The organism is Salinicola sp. V024 (assembly GCF_052645315.1).
Genome location: NZ_JBQXYB010000008.1, coordinates 22578 through 43148, shown reverse-complemented (window position 1 = coordinate 43148; position 20571 = coordinate 22578). Strand labels below are relative to the sequence as shown.

Genomic DNA, 20571 nt, shown 5'->3' with positions numbered 1-20571 from the left:
CTGGCTTCTGCCAAGGCGGGCGTCATCGTTGTGCGGTAGCCATCGATCCCGCTCAGCTGCCGCTGGTTTCCGGTTCCGAGCTAGGCGCTGCAGGCGTCGTGGTGAGATCCGGTTCGGTGAGCTCGAGCAGTTCACGCGACATCGCACGAGCGTCGTAAAGCAGCTGCGGATTGTCGGATAGCGCCTTGCCGAAGGAAGGAATCATCGCCTTCAACTTGGCTTGCCATTCGGGGCTTGCGATCTGCTCGGGAAAAACCTTTTCCAGCAGCGTGAGCATGATCGAGGGGGCGGTGGAGGCACCCGGCGAGGCACCCAGCAGAGCGGCAATGGAGCCTTCCGCGCCGGTCACCAGTTCGGTACCGAACTGCAGAGTGCCGCCCTTGCCTTCGACATCCTTGATCGTCTGCACCCGCTGGCCGGCAGTCCACAGTTTCCAGTCGTCACGCTGAGCTTCCGGGTAATAGTTCTGAAGCTCCTTGAACTGGCCGCTCTCGGACATGCGCAGCTGGCTGATCAGATAACGCACCAGATCCATGTTGTTGATGCCGACCTTGGTCATCGGCCACAGATTGTTGGGCGTCACCGAGCGCATCAGATCGGTCCAGGAGCCGTTCTTGAGAAACTTGCTCGAGAAAGTGGCAAACGGCCCGAACATGATTGCCGGGGTGCCATCGAGGATGCGCTTGTCGATATGCGGCACCGACATCGGCGGCGAGCCGGCCGGCGCGAGGCCATAGACCTTGGCGTCGTGCTTGGCGACCACTTCCGGGTTGGTCGTGAAGAGGAACTGCCCCCCAACCGGGAAACCGCCATATTGCCGTGCTTCGGGAATACCGGATTTCTGCAGTAGCGGCAGTGCCGCGCCCCCGGCGCCGATGAACACGAACCGCGCGTTGACGCTGCGCTCGTTTTCACCGTCGCTGGTATTGGCCACGGTGACTTTCCAGCTGCCGTCCCGGTTGCGCTCGAGATCGCGGACCTGGGTGTTGACGGAAAGGTGGAAATTGTCGCGGCGGGCCAGCGAGTTCATCATCTGGCGGGTAATCTCGCCGAAGTTGACCTCGGTGCCGATCGGCATGCGGGTCGCGGCCACGGGTTCATCCGTATCGCGGCCGGTCATGACCAGCGGGATCCACTCCGAAATTTTCTGCGGGTCGTCGGAATAGTCCATCCCGGCATAGAGCGGATTCTGGCGCATCGCCTCGAAGCGCGTCTTCAGAAACGATACGCGCTCGCTGCTCCAGACGAAGCTCAGGTGCGGAACGGTATTGATGAAGGAGCGCGGATTGGCCAGCACGCCTTCACGGACCTGGCTTGCCCAGAACTGACGTGAAACCTCGAACTGCTCGGTAATGGTGATGGCGCGCTGAATATCCACGCTGCCATCGGGTTGAGGCGAGGTGTAGTTCATCTCGGCAAACGCCGAATGCCCCGTGCCGGCATTGTTCCAGACGTTGGAGCTCTCTTCGGCGGCCTTGTCCAGACGCTCGTAGAGGTGGATGGTCCAGTCGGGCTGCAATGACTGAAGCAGAGTTCCCAAGGTGGCACTCATGGTGCCGCCGCCGATGAGGACGACGTCGACGTTTTGGGTGTCGCTGGATTCGGCTCCAGACTGGGTCTGCAGGCTGGAACAGAATGTCATGCCGTGGCGCAATTTCATGAAGGTTCTCTGTCTGATGGATACGGACAGGCGCGAACGCGACTAGGGCGACAGTTTAATGAGGTCGCGGCGTTAGTGCCATGATTATGACAGAGGCCAGGTACGGCGGTGTACGTCGGAAACGTCTCTTTGTTCAACAAAATCATCGTTCTGTCAGGAAATGACGGATTTTTACAACATCGATGGATGTACGCGGCGCTCGCTACCGTTAGAGGATAGGATGTCGCAGAGAAAGCCGCCATTCAAGCGGGCCCAGGCGCCGTTCGAAACGTCTCCAAGTCGTCCGAGACGTTCAAATCGTTCGAGACGTCCAAGGGGAGGGCCGCTTTCTTCGATCGGCTTCGAGCGAGCCGGCTGCCACCATTGAAACGCCGAGGGAAATGACATGACACGACAAACCGCCTGCTGTCTGGCGATGGCATGGGTCGCGCTACTGATCGCCGGATGCACCCAGCAGCGAACACTCTCAGGCAGCGAGCCGACAGCAAACGCTTCGCCGGTGACCGAGATCCGTTATCAGGTCGGGCCTTGTCATGGCATGTGCCCGGTCTACAGCGTCGGCCTCAGTGAGGACGGCACGACCCGCTTCCATGGGGAGCAGTTCACGGCTCTCGAGGGCGAGCGGGTACGGGTCAGCGATCCCGGGCGCTTTGCGCTTGTCAAACGCCAGCTTTCTTCGTGGCAGCCAGCCATGGGAACAACAATCGATACGCCGGACTGCGGCCCGCGTGCGACGGATCTTTCCCACTACACGGTCACCTGGACGAATCGGGATGGCGAGCAGGCGATCTTGAAGCACGACAGCGGCTGCCACTCGGAAGACGCCCGCCGGTTAACGGAAGTGCTTCGTTCCGTGCCTAAGACGGTGGGAATCGAGGCGTGGGTGGAGCGATGATCTCTGGCTGACTGCGATGGAAGGCTAGCTGAATGAGAAGGTCGGCGGCATTCGACCATTCCGAGCTTGACGAATGGCAATCCGTTTAGCATGCTAACTAGATATCGCGACAAGACGTCGCAGGGCGTCTTGTTTTCTCAAGGAGTGATCATGAAAGAGGAGTGGCCATGAAAGCGTTCAACAAACTGTTTTCGATGTTGGCCGCCATCGTTGTCTCCGCCGTATTGCCGTTTTCCATGGCTGCGGAGAGCGAAGCCAGCCAACATCAGAATTCCTACAGTGGCACCAGCGTTACCTCCTCGGTGACCAGCGAGGACAAGCAGGACGACGAGCCGGTCTGAATGTCGCGTGAAGTCGCCGACTGATCGAGAGCCCCCGTGTCGGACCGATAGCGGGGGCTTTCTCATGTTCCGGGGCCGGTCTCTAGCGCTAAAGTCGGCTGGCAGTGAACGCCAGCGCAGGCGAGGATGGATTCACTTTCCCCGGCGGAGCCTTGCCCATGCCTGTCTATGCCTATTTCGATGCGGTGCCGACGCTACCGGACGACAACCGCTACTGGATCGCGCCGAGCGCCCATGTCATCGGTCAGGTCGAACTGGAAGCGGACGTGGGCGTGTGGTTCAACGTGGTGATTCGCGGCGACAACGATCGGATCGTGGTCGGCGAGGGCAGCAATATTCAGGAAGGCTGCATGCTGCATACCGATCCCGGTTTCGTGCTGCGTGTCGGTCGTGGCTGCACCATTGGCCACCACGCGATCCTTCACGGCTGTACCCTGGGCGACAATACATTGATCGGCATGGGCGCGACCGTGCTCAACGGCGCCGAGATCGGCAATAACTGCCTGGTGGGTGCCAACGCCCTGGTGACCGAGGGGAAATCTTTCCCGGATAATTCGTTGATCGTCGGCGCGCCGGCCAAAGCCGTGCGCACGCTCGATGACAAGGCGGTCGAGGGATTGAAAGCGTCGGCCGCGCATTATGTCGAACGCTGGCAGGCATTCGCTCGCGGGTTGAAACGTCTGGACGTCGATTGACGCTCGCCTCCCGATCCGGCTTGCCCGAACCGTCGTCTCGCCGCGCTTGCCATTGACACCATGACGAAACCCTCGCTGTCGGCGAGGGTTTCGTGTTTTTACAGCTACAGTGTCTAGGGCGCGAGGCAATCACGTTCGAGGAGAGAACATGACTATCGATTACACCACCGACGAACCCGACCGGGAGTCGCTGCGCGACATTACCGGCCCGGCAGTCGTTGAATTCGGCGCGCCCTGGTGCCCTTGGTGTCAGGCTGCCCAGCCACTGATCGCCGAAGCGTTCGAGGGGCTCGATGATCTGCCGTATTTCAGGATCGAGGACGGCAAGGGCCGACCGCTCGGGCGGGCATTTGGCGTCAAACTCTGGCCGACGCTGATCTTCCTTCGTGACGGCGAAGAGGTTGCGCGTTGCGTGCGGCCGGAGTCGGCAGAACCCTTGCAGCAGGCGTTGGCGAAAATCGTCACGTCTCCTTGAGAATTTCCGCTACGCTTGGCGCTCTCGCCCGTTTCTTGACCGACCGATAGAGGATTCTTCGTGGCCGCAGGCAGTCTACTGACACTACTCGACGATATCGCCACGTTGCTCGACGACGTCTCCCTCATGACCAAGGTGGCCGCCAAGAAAACGGCAGGTGTTCTGGGCGACGATCTGGCGCTCAATGCCCAGCAGGTCACCGGCGTTCGCGCCAACCGTGAACTGCCGATCGTCTGGGCGGTGGCGAAAGGGTCGCTGCGCAACAAGCTGATTCTGGTGCCGGCGGCGCTGTTGATCAGTGTGATTGCGCCCTGGTTGATCACGCCGCTGCTGATGGTGGGCGGTGCGTTTCTCTGTTACGAAGGCGCGGAAAAGCTGGCTCACAAGTTTCTGCATGGTGGTGCCGAGGCGAGCAAGGAAGACGTCCGAGCTGCCGCGCAGTTGAAATCGAAAGAGGAGCGGCTGGCGTTCGAGAAGGACAAGATCAAAGGCGCCGTACGCACCGATTTCATTCTCTCGGCGGAGATCATCGCCATCACGCTCGGTTCGGTGGCGAGTGCCAGTTTCACCCAGCAGGTCGTGGTCCTGGCGATCATTGCGATTGCCATTACTGCGGTCGTCTACGGCCTGGTAGCCGGTATCGTCAAACTCGACGATCTCGGTGTCTATCTCACCGAGCGAGCCTCGTCGCTGGCGAAATCAATCGGTCGCGGGATTCTGTGGGCCGCCCCCTATCTGATGAAGCTGCTGTCGATCGTCGGCACCATCGCGATGTTCCTGGTCGGCGGAAGCATCCTGACGCATGGCGTCCCCTTCATTCACCATGCCATCGAGGATCTTGCCGAGCTGCCCGGTGATATCCCGGGCGTCGGCGCGATCATTCAACCGTTGACGCCGATGCTGTTGAACTTCGGTTGCGGTCTGATCGCCGGCGCGATCGTGCTCGGCGTGGTGCAACTGATCAAGAAACTCAGATCCGGCAACGGGCACTGACGAATGGCCGGGTCACCCGCCGTGCGGGTGATCGGAGACATCTTTCACTCCGCGAGCAGGGCGCGCTCCAGGGCAAACACATGGGCGTCCTCGAACCCCAGCTCGCGCAGCGCCGCGGCGAGGTTGAGCAGATAGTCCCGGTTGGGGCCGCTCGGGCCATGCGATTCAGCGATCTGCCGGGCCATGGCTGCTTCATCGGCGGGGCCGAGATAGGCGGCGTTATCCTCCCCGGCCAGATACACCACACCCTCGGCCTGCTCGACATCGTCTGCGGAGCCATCCTCGAAGCTCATCTCTGTCACGACGCGCAAGTAGCCGTTCTTCTCGCGGATATCCAGCGGCTCGAACACGCTGGGGGGAATGCGGTAGGCCATGCCGTGGCAGATGGCCTCGGCGTCCGGCACCAGCGTTACCACCCGCCCCGGGGCTTCCGGCGTGCCGCGATGGTCGTGAGAGCCTTGCCAGAAGCGCCGCGTCCAGCCGCGAATCGAGGCCGGTCGACGCTCCAGATAGTCGAAATCCGCCTTCCAGATCAACGATCCGTAGCCGAACAGCCATACCGAGTCGTGGTCGTCGAAGTAGGTCATCCGACGGTTGTGGGCAGTGGTATCGAAAGACATGGGACTCCGGTGTGAAACGCTGAAGAATGGGCAATATGCGGTGGCAAGCGGGCTATCTCAAGGCCGGTCGCTGGCAGCTCCTCCGCGACTCGCTGACGACACTCCCTGCGGATTTGACAGCCGGCGTGATGGTGCCATGTTGAAGCTCTATCATCTTTAAAGCTCTATTATCTTTGGAGTTCTATCGCCGTTGAAACTCCGTCTTCGCTTCCAGGAGCTAGCATGGCCAGTCAAAAACGGATCATCGAGACGCTGATGCAGCGTCATGGGCGAACCTTCGCCAGTGAGCTGGGCGTCGATCTGCGCAGGAACACGCCGTCACCGCTGTTTCGCCTGCTCTGCTACTCGCTGCTGACCAGTGCGCCGATCAGTGCCGACCTGGCGATGCGCGGTGCCAAGGCGATGGCCAAGGCCGGCTGGACGACGCCGCAGAAACTGAGGGCCAGCGACTGGGCAACCCGGGCGCGAGTGCTCAACGAATCCGGCTATGCGCGCGTCGACGAAAAGACGGCTACCCAGCTGGCGGACATGAACGCCGCACTGCTGGAGACGTACGGCGGCGATCTGCGCAAGCTGCGAGAGGAAGCGGAAGGGAGCCCGAAGGCGCTTCGCAAGCGACTCAAGGCGTTCAAGGGAATCGGTGGCACCGGGGCCGATATCTTTCTGCGCGAGATTCAGCTGGTCTGGGACGAGTGCTATCCCTACGCCGACAAGGCCGCGCTTTCCGCCGCCGAGAAGCTGGGACTTAAGGCCGATGCCACCAAGCTCGCCAATAAGGTCTCCCGGGAGGATTACCCCAAGCTGATGGCGGCACTGGTACGCTGCAAACTGGCCAAGGACACTCAGGGCGTGCGGGACGCAGCCGAGGCCTGAGCTTTCGTCTGCGCCGCCGATCGATTTACCACTGGCGCTGGGAGTCGCTCAGCCACTTGCCGGCCGGTCCGATACCGTCGGTACACCAGGGTTCGCTCAAGCGTGTGATGAAGAAACGGGTCTTTTTGCCGAAGGCCCGGTTCAGCCGAGAGCGCAGGAACTCGATCGGGTCGGTCGACTCGATCAGCCAGGTCGTGCGAAACAGCGGCATGGACTCGAAGCGTTTGAGCATCGATTCCAGTCGGTGGCTGTCCATTCTTCCCAGCGGCCTGTCGAATGTCAGGCAATAAATGCCCATGGCATGCTCCTTGCTGCCGAGTTGGCCCAATTTCATTCACGTCTATCCAATTCAGGGTAGACCGATCGGCGATGGGTTGTCTTCAACACCGGTGAAATCTTGCCAATCATTGTCGAGACACGCGGTCATCGATCGTTGCTGGAGTCACGGCTCTCTTTGGGCAACACGAGATTGAGCACGATCGACGCCAGTGCCCCCGGGATCAGCCCCGACTCCAGCAGTACTCCGATCTGCTGGGGCGCGCCTTCGTACAGCCCGCTTTGAGCCGGCAGACCGATTGCCAGCGCCAGGGAAATGCCGACGATCAGCATGTTGCGCTTGTTGAAGGCAGCGTGGGAGAGCATTTTCACCCCGGCGCTGGCGATCATGCCGAACATGATGATTACCGCTCCGCCCAGAACGGCAGCCGGAATCGCCGATACCAGCGCGCCCAGTTTGGGAACCAGACCCGCCACGACGAGAAACCCGCCGCCGATGGCGACGACGAAGCGGCTGGCGACACCGGTGAGTGCGACCAGACCCACGTTCTGACTGAAACTGATCTGAGGGAAGGCGCCGAAGAGTGCCGCGAAGCTGCTGGAAAGACCGTCCGCCATCACGCCACCGGACAGTTCGCGTTTGGTGGCCTCGCGCTCGGCACCGCCGATCGCCGTTCCGGAGATATCGCCGATCGATTCGGCGCAGGTAACCACCGACATCAGCGTGATCGCTACAATCGCCGCCGGGTCGAAGCTGATGCCGATTTCGAACGGCATCGGCAGTTGGAACCAGCTCGCCTCACCGACCTTTGAAAAATCGAGCAGACCGAAAGGTGCCGCGACCACGCAGCCGACCAGAATGCCGATCAGCACCGCGGCTTCGGAGAGAAACCCGCGGCAGAACTGGTGAAACGCCACCGTGACGATGAAAACCAGCGCGGCCAGCAACAGATGATGCGGTGCCCCGAAATCCTCGGCACCGACGCCGCCGCCGACGTAGGCAAAACCGACCGGCAGCAGCAAAATGCCGATCAGCAGCACGAAGGTGCCGGATACCACCGGCGGGAAGAAGATGCTCAGGCGTTTGTAGAAAATCCCTACCACCGCCATGGCCAGACCGCCGATCAGCGCCCCACCGAAGACCTCCGGCAGGCCCTGGGCCGCGGCGATCGGGATCATCACCGGCACGAAGCCGAAACTGGTCCCCATCACGATCGGCAGGCGCGCTCCCAGCGGGCCGATACCCAGCGTCTGGACCAGCGTGGCAATGCCCGCCACGAACATCGCCATCTGCACCAGGAACACGGTATCCGCACCGGACAGGCCCGCGGCGCCGGCGATGATGAGTGGCACGGCAGCATTGCTGACGAACATCGCCAGCACATGTTGTATACCAAGTGGAATGGCTTTTCTCAGCGGCGGGAAATAGTCGACGTCGCGTAACCGACTTTCGCTGTCTTCAGCATGGTGGCGGCCTTGGCTGTCCGAATTTCGACGCGCCGCGGCGGTGTCATGAGTCATTGAATACTCCAAAGTCTTTTGTTGTTGTCTCTCTTTGGCGATCTACTCTAGAGCGTTTTTGTGTACAAAAAAAGTCGCTGAACCGGCAAGAGGCGACCGGTACGATTTCATGTCTCGCGTTCGTTTGGCCACCAGTGCGCCAGGGCGGACTCCGCCTGAAGCTTGATGTCTTCATCGATGTAGATCGACACCGCCACCAGCGCTGCGGCCAGGACGCTGGCATCGTCGGTGTAGCCGACACCGACGATGAAATCGGGAATCGCGTCCAGCGGCGAGATGAAATAACCCAGCGCACCGATGATGGTCGATTTGGCCCAGAACGGCACGTCGGGGCGCCTGAGCACGAAATAGAGCTGCAGCGCTTTCAGGGCCACCTCGCGGCCGGCGCGTTTGCCGAAGCGAGTCAGCTTGCGCCAGAAGCGCTCGTCGCTGTAGACGCCCTGATGCGCACTCACGTCCTGAGGGGCGACGGCCTCTGTTTCGAGGGTCTGTGTCTTAAAGGCATGTGTCTTAAAGGCCTGTGTCTTAAGGGGCCGTGTCTCGCCGGGCTCCGTCGGCAGCCGAATGGTGTCGTCGTGCACGATATCGCCCGGAGCTTCGGGCGTTCGCCCGCGAAAAAGTCGGTCACGGTTAAACAGGGGCATGATGGCGATCCGTCGTGGCAGGCAGTCGCTACAGTCTAGTGAGAACGGCGGAGGCGGCACAACGATCGCGGAAAGCGTCCGTGACGGTTCGCGCCTGACATGATGGACGCCGGCTTCTTCGCCGGGTAGATCACGCCGATGGCGTGGCGCCACAGTGAGTTCCTATTCATCGGTGGCTGCGAACTGCCCCCGGCGTACTGCCCGTGGCGCGCTTGAACGCGCGACTGAACGCGGCTTGAGACCCGTAGCCCAGGCGCCAGGCAATCTGATCGATGGATAGCTGCCGCTCGGCGATCCACTGCGCGGCCAGGCGCATCCGTAACTGGGTGACGTAGCCGAGCGGCGAGACGCCTAGCGAGCCGCGGAAGCGTTCGGCGAACACCGAGCGCGAGCTGCCCATTTCTGCCGCCATCGCAGCGACCGTCCAGTCGCGTCCGGGCTCGCGGTGGACGGCGGCGATGACCTTGCCCAGGCGCGGGTCCCGCAATGCCTCGATCCAGCCGCCGATATCGGCGCAGTCGCACTCGACCCAGCCACGCACGATGCTGGCAGCCACCACATCGGCCAGCCGCGAGAGAATGCCGGCGGCGCCAGCCCGCTCGAGACTCGCTTCGCGCGCCATCGCCTCCAGCATCGGCAGCATCTCCGGGTAGCGCGAGAGCAGGGTGCCGACATGCATCACCGCGGGCATCAGCGTCAACAGCGGCTGCATACCGCCCAGATCGAACTGCATGCAGCCGCTGAACAGGCGTACCGGTGGCGTGCCGTCCAGCGTGTCGGGGCATTCATTGACGCAACTGAAGTCATCACACAGCGGCAGCGCGTCGATCTGTTCGATGTCGCGGCTCTTTACCTCGGACGACGAGAGCAGACAGTGCTGGCCGCCCCGGGGCAGCAGCACGGCATCGCCTGTCTCCAGAATCTGTTCGTCACCGCCGAGCCGTAGCAGGACAGGCCCCTGGGCGACGAAATGAAATTGCGCACAGCGGATATCGGTATCGAAACGGATGCCGAAAGGCGGGGCTATCTGGACGCGCCGATAGTTCAGCCCGGACAGCCGCATGCCCAGCAGCAGCTCATTGATCCATTCGCTGGAGCGCAACGGAGCATCGACGGGCGCAATGATTTCGGACGTTTGATCAATCATGCCGGAGTTTTAGTGATAGAGGATCCTGCGATACTACTTTAGTCTAGGCGTCATCCCAAGTCTTGATTGGAATCTCGAAATGACGACGCCAGACACTCAATTCTCGACGCCCGAGCCGCCCACGCCATCGCTTTGGGTCGCCGTGTTTTCACTGACGATGGGCGTTTTCAGCCTGGTGATGGCGGAATTTCTGCCGGCCAGCCTGCTGACCCCGATGGCGGACTCGCTGGGCAGCTATCTCGGCGATATGATCGGCTGGCGCAACGTGTTCCTGCTGGCGACGGCACTGTCGGTCGTGACGCTGGTCCTGCAGTATTTCACCCTACCGCGAATGGAGCCCGGACGGCCGACGCCGCTGGGTACGCTGGTCAGCGTGATGAAGCGACCGGGCATGGCGGCCGGCATCGTGGCCATTCTGCTGGTGTTCTGCGGGCATTTCGCGTTCTTCACCTATGTCCGTCCGTTTCTCGAAGGCGTTTCCCGCATGGGCATCAACGAGCTCTCGTCGACCCTGTTGGCGTTCGGTGTCGCCAACTTCGTCGGCACGTTGGCCGCGGGTTACCTGCTCGAGCGCAGCCTGCGTCTGACACTCTTGATGATGCCGCTGATCATGGGCGTGATGGGCTGGTTGCTGGCCACGCTGGGCGGCTTCTCGATGACCACAGATGCCATCATGGTGGCGCTGTGGGGCTTCGCCTTCGGCGCCGTGCCGGTTGCCTGGTCGACCTGGATCACCCGGATCGTGCCGGACGAAGCCGAGAGCGGCGGTGGCTTGATCGTGGCCTCGATTCAGTTGGCGATCGCGCTGGGGGCCGCCGTCGGCGGGGTGATGTTCGATATCAGCGGCGTGCTGGGCGTGTGCGCGACGGCCGGCACGCTGTTGCTGGCCGCCTCTGCGCTGATCCTGGTGGCCGTCAGGACGCGGCCGGAGGCAGCGGCCGATCGCGATGCCGTGGCGACCAGCTGCCAGTAACGATTGACAAAGCCTGCAGTCCGGCCGACCGGGCCGGATGGCTGGCGCGGATGGCTGGCGCGAGTGAATGGCGCGGATGGCTGGCGTGAGTGAATGGCGGGGATGAGCAGATTGGATGAGTGGGGGATGACCGTGGGCTTCAAATAGACCGGCAGCATGGACGAGCTCATCTTGCTTGTCGGGCGGGGATGATGGTCTGCTATAGGGAATCTGTCCCCAAGGACCATCGAAAGGAACCGACGATGAGTATCGATCCCCAAGCAGGACGCTTGCCCGACGAACACAGCCTCGCCAATATCCCACGGCTGGTGTCGCGCTATTACAGCGAACGCCCCGATGTCAGCGATCCCGGCCAGCAGGTCGCGTTCGGTACCTCCGGCCATCGCGGCTCGTCGCTGAAGACGAGCTTCAACGAGTGGCACATTCTGGCCACGACCCAGGCGATCTGCGAGTACCGCGACACTCAGGGCATCGAGGGGCCGCTGTTCATCGGCATGGACACCCACGCGCTGTCCGAGCCGGCGTTCGTCTCCGCGCTGGAAGTGCTGGCGGCCAACGGTATCGAGACGCGAATCGACGCCGGCTGCGAGGAAACCGGCGGTGACGTCGGCTTCACGCCGACGCCGGCGATCTCCAACGCGATTCTGGTCTACAACCAGGGCCGCACCGGCGGCCTGGCTGACGGCATCGTGATCACCCCGTCCCACAATCCCCCCACGGACGGCGGCTTCAAGTACAACCCGACCAACGGTGGCCCCGCCGATACCAGCGTGACCAAGTGGATCCAGGAACGCGCCAATGAACTGCTCGCCGCCGGGCTCGAGGGCGTTCGGCGGGTCAGTTACGCCGAAGCGCTGAAAGCGCCGACGACCCAGCGTTTCGATTTCATCGACAGCTACGTCAGCGGCCTCGACAAGGTCATCGACATGGCCGCGATTCGCGACTCCGGGCTCAAGTTCGGCGTCGATCCGCTGGGCGGCGCCGGCGTTCACTACTGGCCGCGGATCGCCGAAAAGTACGATCTGCCGCTGGAGGTGATCTCCACCACGGTCGACCCGACCTTCCGCTTCATGCGCGTCGACTGGGACGGCAAGATCCGCATGGACTGCTCGTCGCCCTACGCCATGGCTGGGCTGATCGAGAACAAGGATCGCTTCGACGTCTCGTTCGCCTGCGACACCGATCACGATCGTCACGGCATCGTCGCCCGTTCCACGGGATTGCTGAATCCCAACCACTATCTCGCCGTCGCCATCGAGTATCTCTTCACCCATCGCCCGAACTGGAGCGACAAGGCGGCCATCGGCAAGACGCTGGTGTCGTCGTCGATGATCGATCACGTCGCCGAAGGCATCGGCCGAGACGTGATCGAGGTGCCGGTAGGCTTCAAGTGGTTCGTCGATGGCCTGATCGATGGCGGCCTGGGTTTCGGTGGTGAAGAGTCCGCCGGCGCCTCATTCCTGACACTCGATGGCAAGCCCTGGTCCACCGACAAGGATGGCCTGATCCTGGGCCTGCTGGCCGCCGAGATCACCGCCGTCACCGGCAAGGATCCGGGCGAACGCTACCAGGCATTGACCGAGCGCTTCGGGGCGCCGGTCTACGAGCGTGTCGACGCACCGGCCAACCGCGAGCAGAAGGCCAAGCTGGGCAAGCTTTCGCCGGAGCAGGTGACCGCCGAGACGCTGGCCGGCCATCCGATCACTCGCAAGCTGACCGAAGCACCCGGCAACGGTGCCGCCATTGGCGGGCTCAAGGTCGTCACGGACGCCGGCTGGTTCGCCGCGCGCCCCTCCGGCACTGAAGACGTCTACAAGATCTACGCCGAAAGCTTCGAAGGCGAAGCGCACCTGAAGCAGATTCAGCAGGAAGCCAAGGCGCTGGTCGACGAGGTGCTGGCGAGCTAAGCGGCGAACCGTATGTCGGTGCGCAGCAAAGAGCGCTGGCGGCAACGCCTGCGAGAGATGGCCAGCTATCGGGAGGTGCTGTTGCGCTTCCCGGTGGTGATCGCGTGGCTTCTGGCCGCGACGTTCGTCGCCAACCTGTTGATCGAAGAGATCGGCCCGGCGGATACCGCGTGGCGCGTGCTGGTGGGACTCGCGTGTGCCGCGACGGCCGCGCTTTCGGCCACGCTGGGTTTCGAGGCCGTGACGCGCCGGCGCGAGGTGATCGGGCCGGGCGTTCTCCAGCTCGCGGCGGCGATCGCCGGGGCATGCGGGTTCTGTCTGGTCTGGTTTCAGGACGCGTTGCATACCTCGACGTGGCTGCTGGCGTTCGCGCTTGTCGCGCTGATTCCGGTCGCTCCCTACCTGGCGGGGGGCAGCGGGGAATCGTTTCGAGGGTTGCTGGGTCGCCTGACCTTCGCCTTTCTGCTCGCCGCCATCGGCTGGAGTCTGCTCGGGGGCGGTGTCTCGCTGGTTCTCGTCAGTCTGAACCTGCTATTCGGGCTCGAGGTGCCGTTCGAGCTCTACGCGCACCTGGCTGCGATGACGGCGCTGCTGTTCGCCCCCCTGTTCTGGTTGGCATTGATACCTCGGAGATTCGATCTCGCCGCTGACTGCCGTCTCGATACGCTGTCGGCCAGAGCGGTCAGCGTGCTCGGCGAGTGGGTCGCCGCGCCGCTGATTCTCGTCTACGCCGTGATCCTGCATGTCTATGCCGCGAAATGTCTGCTGGTTGGCGCGCTCCCCAGTGGTCAAAGCGGCTGGCTTGTCTCCGGGTTCGGTATCTGTCTGGTGACTGCGCTGGTGATCTGCCGGCCTTTCATGCGCGGCGCGCGGGCGCTAACGGGTGCTTTCCTTCGCTACTGGCCGTGGTTGTTGCCGGTGCCGCTGCTGTTGCTGACCATGGCGCTGACACTGCGTATCGGAGCCTACGGCGTGACACCGGAGCGCTATCTGCTGGCGGCGCTGGCGCTGGTGCTGGCGATCATCGCGGCGTTGCAGAGTTTTCCGCGTTGGCGAGGCGATATTCGACCGATGGCCGCGATTCCCGTGCTGGCGATGCTGTTGGCGAGCTTCGGCCCGCAGGGTGGCGAGTGGACATCGATTCGCAGCCAGAGCGAGCGCTTTCTGACGATCGTCGAGCAGCCCGCGAGAAATCCGCAGCAGACCGGCGAAGCCCTGGCGGCGCTGGGTTATCTTCGGAATGTCGACGCGCTGGCGCGGGTGGCACCGGCCGGCGCCAAATTGTCGAACGACACGTCATCGAATGACACGTCATCGAGCGGCACGTCGTCGAGCCTTGAAACAGTGGCGCGATCCTGGGGGCTTGACCCGTCGACGGTAGGGGGTGCCGGCAGCGGATCCTCCTACTTCTCCCGCGTCTATACAGGCGCGGCGGGGGTCGCGCTGGAGGGCTTCGATCTGATGCTGAGCGGCGTCGATGTGTCCGCAGGCCTTGTGGCCGAGGTGCCTTTGCCATCGGGGCGGATGCTGCGCCTGCAGTTGGAAGGGCAAACGTTACGGGTCTCTTCGACGACCACAACATCGCGTTTCGATCTGCCTCCCGAGATGACCGCGATATCGAGCGGCACTGACAGCGAGCCGGAGTTGGTCACACTGCGCCAAGACGGTTTGCGGCTGGGGCTGGTGCTGGAAACGGTCAGCGGTTCCAGCAACCCCGTGCCGACGCTGGATCATCTCTCCGGCACGATACTGGTAAACGCGAAGGACTGGCGCTGATCTACGTTGTCGATCTACGTTGTCGATTGACGATTTCGAATCAACGCCCCCGAATCAACGCCCCCGAATCGACATCTTCGAGTCACCGCCGCGCGACCAGCTCGCAGAAGAAGTCGATGTACTGTTCGTGACCGCGGGGAAAAATCACATCCAGCTCGAGGGCGTCATCGGGGTCGCTGATTCCCTCCAGCGCCGGCCAGGGTTCGACGCTCGGGTCCTCGCCGTGTCGCGCCAGCCGCTCGGCATCGACACCGGCACGGCGTACTTCGCCGCCGCTGCTGTCGATGTAGAGCACCCGGTTGCCGCTGTCGAAAGCCTTCCCCAGCTGCTGGACCAGGGTCAGAAAGCCGCGGTCGCTGCCGCCACGCTGTCGCTGCAGTCCGGCTTTGGAGTCCTGTGTGAATGATGTCACGGTGTCGCCGACGCCGACGATGCGTGGCATCAGCGCCGGATCGAAGTGATCGCGAGCCAGCGCCAGCAGCGCGGCGTGATCGCGAGGCGCTTCCCGGGCGTTGAAGCTCTCGCCCAGCGGATATTCACCGGTGTGGCGATGGTAGTAGCGGTTGAGAATGATCAGCACGCCGACTTCCTTGACGGCGCCACGCAGCATCAATTGGAAATCGGTAGTGCCGGCGTTGCCATTGGCAACGCCGTCGCTCTCACGCAATCGTTCATTGCCGTTGTCGTCCTGGCCCGCATTGGGGGCGTAGTGGACGAAAAAGGCATCATCGAGACCGGCCTCATTGGCAGCGTCGAGGCGCTCACGCATGAAGTCGGCGACGGCGGCCTGTAGCGTCCGGTAATGCGCCGGATCGGCCCGCCAGTGGTGATGGAAGACGTTCAAGTTGAGCGTCGGCGACGCCAGGTTGTCGAGCACCGCAGCAGCGATCAGGTCGCGTCGCACGTCCGGCGGCAGCGAGTAGGGGGGCCGGGACAGCAGAGATTCGAGAAATGCTTCGGCCTGAGCGGGAAACGCCTTGAGGAACGCGAGCTCGGCGTCGGTGACGCCGGGGTGACTGACATTGCCGAAGCGGTCCTGCCACTGCACGCCGCCGGCGGCCAGGCCGGGCAGATAACGCCCCTGTTCACCGGCGCGGTCCCGGGTTTCGAACAGCGCCTCGACGATGTCGTTCACGCCGCGCGAGCCGATATGCTCGCCGTTGGTCAGCACGTAGAAGTGGCCATCGAGCCGGCGCGCGGCGTCGAGATAGCGACGCTCCAGGCGTCGAGTCAACGGATCGCCGACCAGACCCATGCAGACGCCGTCGAGATCCTGAATGATCAGCAGGTTGTCGGTAGCCGCCAGTTCGTCCAGCAGGGCGGCGTGGTCCAGAGAGAAGGGACGAGTCAGGGACATGATGAGCGTCCGGGTCGAAGGCGAATGAATGAGGGCGAATGACGCAGGCTCGGAGCCACGGTTCGTCACCAGTATAACGGCAGCGGCCGCAACGAATAGCGCGGGTTTGCCCGACCGGGAAGGCGCGACTAGGCTGCTATGAGTCTTTACCGGTCGCCATGGTGATGGCCGATAGAGAGATGCGTCGATCGCAACGACGCCAGATAGGTTAGCCGCAAGACGCTCACGCCCGGATGGCGTGATGATCGCCCGAAACGGAAGAAACCCCGGATAGGGCAACATTAGCAGGAGGCAATAATGTCCAGTCCCGAGCATAAGCAGAAGATCTGGAAGCTGATCGAAAAGATCAAGGTCGGCATGTTGGTGACCCTCGACGATGGCGTGCCGCGTTCACGCCCCATGCATCTGGTGCAGGATGCCTACGACGGTACGCTATGGTTCTATACCCGGCGCAGCGCTGAGAAGGCATTCGAGGCGAAGGCCGATCAGGATGTCTGTCTCTCCTTCTCGGACCAGGATGACGGCGTCTACGTATCGATGTCGGGTACGGCGCGTCTCAATCATGATCCCGAGCTGATCGAAAAATACTGGAATCCGTTCGTGGCGGCGTGGTTCACCGGAGGCAAGGAAGATCCCGATATCACCATGATGGAGATCGACATCCATTTCGGCGAGCACTGGCAGTCGCGGGACAGCAAGACGTTCCAGCTCTACGAGTTCGCCAAGGCCAATATCAAGAAGGATCACAAGCCGGATATCGGTGAAAACGAGAAATTCGGTCACTGACGTCTGTCGCCTTTTTAGGCACTTTGTCTACTCAACGCCGCCAATGTCTCGCGACATTGGCGGCGTTGGCGTTAGAAGCTGTGCGTCAATCGGTATCATTGACAGCCGTGCGCCAAGTCAGGATAAAGAGTCCTCACAAGTCACATAGCGACCCCCCATGTTTCTGTTGACGGCATTCGTCGTTCTCTCGATCGGTTTTTCCTTCGTCTGTTCGGTGCTGGAAGCCGCGCTGCTTTCGTTGACGCCGAGCTATATCGCGCAGCTCAAGGACACCCGCCCCAAGCTTCACGACAAACTCAACAAGCTAAAGTCCAACATCGATCGGCCGCTGGCGGCGATTCTGACCCTCAACACCATCGCTCATACCGTGGGGGCGACCGGCGTCGGTGCGCAGGTAGCGGTCGTGTTCGGCGATGCCCACGTGGCGATCGCCTCGGCGTTGATGACGTTCGGCATCCTGATTTTCTCGGAGATCATTCCCAAGACCATCGGCGCCAGCTACTGGCGAGCCTTGGCGCCATTTCTGCCGCGGATTCTGCGCGTCATGGTATTGGTGCTGCTGCCCTTCATCTGGCTTTCGGAGATGATCACCAATCGCATCGCCAAGAGCGAGAATGACGTCGACATGCGCGGCGAGATCAAGGCCCTGGCGCGGATCGGGCTAGAAGAGAAGGCGCTGGATCCAGACGAGACGCGTACCATCACCAATATTCTCAATCTTCACGAGATTCTGGTGAAGAGCGTGATGACGCCACGGACCGTGTGTGAAACGGTGACGCCCGACATGAGCGTGGCCGAGTTCGACCTGCGCTATGGCAAGACGCAGTTCACGCGTTTCCCGGTGATGGATGGCGGAGAGGATGCCCTGGGCTACGTGCACAAGGCGGATACCTATCACGCCGAGGATGACGAGAGGCTGAAATCGCTGATGCACGCGGTCGAGATCACCGATGAGAACGACAGCGTCGAGTATGTCTTCACCGCCATGCTCAAGGATCACAACCACCTGCGCGTGGTCTACGACGACCATGGCAACTGGGTCGGGCTGATCACCATGGAAGACGTGATCGAGACGATCCTGGGCCAGGACATCATCGACGAGACCGACAACGTGCATAACCTGCGCAAGTACGCCAAGCAGCGCTGGCTGAAGCGAATCAAGCGCGACGAATCCGCCCTGCCGCCGCCGACCTGAAGTCGGCGGCAGCCCTCCATTGCCGGAGGCACAATCAAATGACCTTCTTGCGCAGCCAGGCGGCCAGCGCTTCGCCCAGAATCACCAGCGCGATGATCGCCAGCAGAATGGTCGCCACGGTCTGCCAGGCTAGCGTATCGATGGCGCCCTGCAGGATCACGCCGATGCCGCCAGCGCCGACCAGGCCGAGTACGGTCGACTCGCGCAGGTTGATGTCCCAGCGCAGGATGCCGACCGCGCAGAAAGTCGGCATGACCTGAGGCACGATCGCGTAGAGCACTACCTTGGCCCGCGAGGCGCCGGTCGCTTCCAGCGCCTCCACCGGGCGGCGGTCGATCTCCTCGATCGCCTCGCCCAATAGCTTGCCGAGAAAACCGATCGACCGGAACATGATCGCGATGATCCCGGCCAGCACGCCGGGGCCGAAGATGGCCACGAACAGCAGGGCCCAGATCAGCGTATTGACCGACCGGCTCGAGACCAGGATGAAGCGCCCTAGCCATAGCGTGAAGCGGTTGGGCGTCGTGTTCTGGGCCGCGATATAGGCGATCGGCAGCGACAGGAAGACGGCCACGAACGTGGCGATGGTGGCGATGTTGAGCGTCTCGACCAGTGCCCACAGAATCGCCCGCAGGTTGCTGACGTCCGGCGGCACCATGCGTCCGAATAGGTCGCCGACCTGGGCAGGGGCGCCCCACACCCACGGCCAGATGATATCGATGCTCTCTACTGCCCAGACCACCGCGGCGGCGACCACCAGCAGCGTGGCGAAGCGCTTCCAGCGCTGTTGCGGGGTATAGCGCGCCCAGGTGCGTTCGGCTACGTTCGGGGTCGTCTGGATGGTCATCCGATGTTCCTCCTGATGCGCCCACTGACCGCTTCGCTGACCAGTATGACGCCGATGATCACCAGCGTGATCGCCAGGGCGAAGTCGTAGTCGTAGCGGCCGAAAGCGTTCATCAGCGTCGAGCCGATCCCGCCGGCACCGACGATGCCGACCACCGCCGAGGCGCGCAGATTACTGTCGAGCTGATAAATCCCTAGGCCGATCTGACGCGGCATGATCTGCGGCAACACCGCGAACTGCAGCACGCTGATGTAGCGGGTGCCGCTGGCGCGCAGCGCTTCCACCTGACCCCAGTCGATCTCCTCGATGCGCTCGGCCAGCATCTTGGCGACGAAGCCGATCGAGTAGAGCGTCAGGGTCAGAATGCCGGCCACCGGGCCGAATCCGACCGCCTTGACGAACAGGATCGCTACGATCACCGGATGGAAGCTGCGGGCGATGATGATGATCGCACGCCCCAGCAGGTAGATAGGCTTGGCGGCGATATTGCGCGCTGCCATGAAGGCGATGGGAACGCTCAGTGCGAGTCCCAGCAGTGTCGCCAGGATGGCGATCTGCAGGCTTTCGAGAAAACCGTCGATCAGCAGTTCGTAGCGATCGAAGTTGGGCGGGAAAGCGCCGGAGAAGATCCGCGCGGCGCGGGTCATGCCTTGGCTGATGCGATCGAGATCGAACGGCAGGATCGAGATCGCCCAGATCGCATAGACCACGACCCCAATGACCAGCCCCCAGCGCAACAGCGGATTGGCGATGAACGGCGGCTTTCGCCAGGTGCGGCGTTCGCTCGTCGCGTTCATGACATGACCGCCTGTGCCTGGCCGGCATCGGCCTGCCGGCGATCCTCGCCCGGTGTGCCGTTGTAGACGGCATCCATCGCCTCCTGATCGAGATCGGCTGGCTTGCCGTCGAAGATCAGCTTGCCGAACCGCATGCCGACGATGCGCTGGGTATATTCCCGCGCCTCGGCCACGTTATGGATGTTGATCAATACCGGCAGCGAGAGCTCCTGGGCGAGGGTCTGCAACAGCTCCATGATCTGACGGGAACTGACCGGGTCCAGTGACGCAGTGGGTTCGTCGGCGAGTAGGATCTCCGGCTGCTGCATCAGTGCCCGTACCACGCCGACGCGCTGGCGTTCGCCGCCGGACAGCGCGTCGGCGCGCTTGTTGGCGTAGTGGGCGATACCGACACGCTCCATCAGGTGATAGGCGCGCTCGATGTCCTCGGCCGGATATTTGCGCAGGGCAGCACGCCAGTAGGGGATGTAACCCAGCCGTCCGCACTGGACGTTCTCCATCACCGTCAGCCGGTCCACCAGGTTGAAGCCCTGGAAGATCATGCCGATACGCCGGCGCGCCTTGCGCAGCTCTTCCCGTTTGAGGTGGGTCAGTTCGAGACCGTTGAGCTCGATACTGCCTTCCGTGGGTTCCACCAGCCGATTGATGCAGCGCAGCAGCGTGCTTTTACCCGCCCCCGAGGCGCCGATGATCGAAACGACCGATTCGCCGGCCACGTCGAGATCGAGCCCGCGCAGCACCGGCTCGCCATGGCCGTAACGCTTGACCAGATTCTGAATGCGCAGCATTGGGA

The 20571-nt window shown here is 62.5% G+C and carries 21 protein-coding genes; 11 read left to right on the top strand and 10 right to left on the bottom strand.

Features of this window, described 5'->3' with window-relative positions; translation table 11 throughout:
* Positions 1 to 52 precede the first annotated feature (52 nt).
* On the bottom strand, positions 53 to 1660 hold the full coding sequence (gene mqo, locus ACUN9V_RS12790; RefSeq protein WP_445511669.1) for a malate dehydrogenase (quinone): 1608 nt from the start codon (positions 1658 to 1660) through the stop codon (positions 53 to 55).
* Between the two features lie 385 nt (positions 1661 to 2045).
* On the opposite strand from mqo, the gene ACUN9V_RS12785 reads away from it, so the two are divergent.
* The 5 genes from ACUN9V_RS12785 (at position 2046) to ACUN9V_RS12765 (ending at position 5059) form a co-directional block, all read left to right on the top strand.
* On the top strand, positions 2046 to 2555 hold the full coding sequence (locus tag ACUN9V_RS12785) for a DUF6438 domain-containing protein (RefSeq protein ID WP_445511668.1): 510 nt from the start codon (positions 2046 to 2048) through the stop codon (positions 2553 to 2555).
* 167 nt (positions 2556 to 2722) lie between these two features.
* Positions 2723 to 2896: a hypothetical protein gene (locus ACUN9V_RS12780; RefSeq protein WP_157957535.1), complete on the top strand. Its 174-nt coding sequence runs from the start codon at positions 2723 to 2725 to the stop codon at positions 2894 to 2896.
* Positions 2897 to 3054: 158 nt separating this feature from the next.
* Positions 3055 to 3591 (top strand): gamma carbonic anhydrase family protein, encoded by a 537-nt coding sequence (locus tag ACUN9V_RS12775; protein WP_110693072.1) that lies wholly within the window; start codon positions 3055 to 3057, stop codon positions 3589 to 3591.
* A gap of 148 nt (positions 3592 to 3739) precedes the next feature.
* The gene (locus ACUN9V_RS12770; RefSeq protein WP_075560569.1) at positions 3740 to 4066 is read left to right on the top strand and encodes a thioredoxin family protein; all 327 of its coding nucleotides are present in this window, start codon (positions 3740 to 3742) and stop codon (positions 4064 to 4066) included.
* A 60-nt stretch (positions 4067 to 4126) separates the two neighbouring features.
* Positions 4127 to 5059: a DUF808 domain-containing protein gene (locus ACUN9V_RS12765; RefSeq protein ID WP_445511667.1), complete on the top strand. Its 933-nt coding sequence runs from the start codon at positions 4127 to 4129 to the stop codon at positions 5057 to 5059.
* A gap of 44 nt (positions 5060 to 5103) precedes the next feature.
* On the opposite strand, the gene ACUN9V_RS12760 is transcribed toward ACUN9V_RS12765, so the two are convergent.
* Complete coding sequence (locus ACUN9V_RS12760; RefSeq protein ID WP_075560571.1) at positions 5104 to 5679, bottom strand: gamma-glutamylcyclotransferase; 576 nt, start codon at positions 5677 to 5679, stop codon at positions 5104 to 5106.
* A gap of 222 nt (positions 5680 to 5901) precedes the next feature.
* Here ACUN9V_RS12760 and ACUN9V_RS12755 point away from each other — a divergent pair, with 222 nt between their 5' ends.
* Positions 5902 to 6552, top strand: a complete 651-nt coding sequence (locus tag ACUN9V_RS12755) for a hypothetical protein (RefSeq protein ID WP_445511666.1) — start codon at positions 5902 to 5904, stop codon at positions 6550 to 6552.
* A gap of 25 nt (positions 6553 to 6577) precedes the next feature.
* Here ACUN9V_RS12755 and ACUN9V_RS12750 read toward each other — a convergent pair whose 3' ends face one another.
* From ACUN9V_RS12750 to ACUN9V_RS12735, 4 genes are all read right to left on the bottom strand, one after another.
* The gene (locus tag ACUN9V_RS12750; RefSeq protein WP_445511665.1) at positions 6578 to 6886 is read right to left on the bottom strand and encodes a hypothetical protein; all 309 of its coding nucleotides are present in this window, start codon (positions 6884 to 6886) and stop codon (positions 6578 to 6580) included.
* An 89-nt stretch (positions 6887 to 6975) separates the two neighbouring features.
* The gene (locus tag ACUN9V_RS12745; RefSeq protein ID WP_445511664.1) at positions 6976 to 8349 is read right to left on the bottom strand and encodes a uracil-xanthine permease family protein; all 1374 of its coding nucleotides are present in this window, start codon (positions 8347 to 8349) and stop codon (positions 6976 to 6978) included.
* A gap of 107 nt (positions 8350 to 8456) precedes the next feature.
* Entirely contained in the window at positions 8457 to 8993 is a 537-nt protein-coding gene (locus ACUN9V_RS12740) for a YkvA family protein (protein ID WP_083627608.1), read from the bottom strand.
* 166 nt (positions 8994 to 9159) lie between these two features.
* Entirely contained in the window at positions 9160 to 10140 is a 981-nt protein-coding gene (locus ACUN9V_RS12735) for an AraC family transcriptional regulator (protein WP_445511663.1), read from the bottom strand.
* Between the two features lie 79 nt (positions 10141 to 10219).
* On the opposite strand from ACUN9V_RS12735, the gene ACUN9V_RS12730 reads away from it, so the two are divergent.
* The 3 genes from ACUN9V_RS12730 to ACUN9V_RS12720 all read left to right on the top strand — a co-directional run bounded on the left by ACUN9V_RS12730 (position 10220) and on the right by ACUN9V_RS12720 (position 14796).
* Positions 10220 to 11113, top strand: a complete 894-nt coding sequence (locus ACUN9V_RS12730; RefSeq protein WP_445511662.1) for an MFS transporter — start codon at positions 10220 to 10222, stop codon at positions 11111 to 11113.
* A gap of 242 nt (positions 11114 to 11355) precedes the next feature.
* Entirely contained in the window at positions 11356 to 13020 is a 1665-nt protein-coding gene (pgm, locus tag ACUN9V_RS12725; RefSeq protein WP_445511661.1) for a phosphoglucomutase (alpha-D-glucose-1,6-bisphosphate-dependent), read from the top strand.
* 12 nt (positions 13021 to 13032) lie between these two features.
* Positions 13033 to 14796 (top strand): hypothetical protein, encoded by a 1764-nt coding sequence (locus ACUN9V_RS12720; RefSeq protein WP_445511660.1) that lies wholly within the window; start codon positions 13033 to 13035, stop codon positions 14794 to 14796.
* Between the two features lie 82 nt (positions 14797 to 14878).
* On the opposite strand, the gene stpA is transcribed toward ACUN9V_RS12720, so the two are convergent.
* The gene (gene stpA, locus ACUN9V_RS12715; protein ID WP_445511659.1) at positions 14879 to 16153 is read right to left on the bottom strand and encodes a glucosylglycerol 3-phosphatase; all 1275 of its coding nucleotides are present in this window, start codon (positions 16151 to 16153) and stop codon (positions 14879 to 14881) included.
* Positions 16154 to 16450: 297 nt separating this feature from the next.
* On the opposite strand from stpA, the gene ACUN9V_RS12710 reads away from it, so the two are divergent.
* Both ACUN9V_RS12710 and ACUN9V_RS12705 read left to right on the top strand, forming a co-directional pair.
* On the top strand, positions 16451 to 16939 hold the full coding sequence (locus ACUN9V_RS12710) for a pyridoxamine 5'-phosphate oxidase family protein (protein ID WP_075560580.1): 489 nt from the start codon (positions 16451 to 16453) through the stop codon (positions 16937 to 16939).
* A 157-nt stretch (positions 16940 to 17096) separates the two neighbouring features.
* Positions 17097 to 18134 carry a CNNM domain-containing protein gene (locus tag ACUN9V_RS12705; protein WP_445511658.1) on the top strand — a complete coding sequence of 346 codons (1038 nt, stop codon included), beginning with the start codon at positions 17097 to 17099 and terminating at the stop codon, positions 18132 to 18134.
* A 34-nt stretch (positions 18135 to 18168) separates the two neighbouring features.
* On the opposite strand, the gene phnE (ACUN9V_RS12700) is transcribed toward ACUN9V_RS12705, so the two are convergent.
* The 3 genes from phnE (ACUN9V_RS12700) to phnC are packed head-to-tail and all read right to left on the bottom strand — an operon-like array spanning position 18169 to position 20566.
* Positions 18169 to 18981 (bottom strand): phosphonate ABC transporter, permease protein PhnE, encoded by an 813-nt coding sequence (gene phnE, locus ACUN9V_RS12700; protein WP_445511657.1) that lies wholly within the window; start codon positions 18979 to 18981, stop codon positions 18169 to 18171.
* Positions 18978 to 19778 carry a phosphonate ABC transporter, permease protein PhnE gene (phnE, locus tag ACUN9V_RS12695; protein WP_445511656.1) on the bottom strand — a complete coding sequence of 267 codons (801 nt, stop codon included), beginning with the start codon at positions 19776 to 19778 and terminating at the stop codon, positions 18978 to 18980. The genes phnE (ACUN9V_RS12700) and phnE (ACUN9V_RS12695) overlap by 4 nt, the downstream gene beginning before the upstream one ends.
* On the bottom strand, positions 19775 to 20566 hold the full coding sequence (gene phnC, locus ACUN9V_RS12690; protein ID WP_075560584.1) for a phosphonate ABC transporter ATP-binding protein: 792 nt from the start codon (positions 20564 to 20566) through the stop codon (positions 19775 to 19777). The genes phnE (ACUN9V_RS12695) and phnC overlap by 4 nt, the downstream gene beginning before the upstream one ends.
* Between the last annotated feature and the right edge of the window lie 5 nt (positions 20567 to 20571).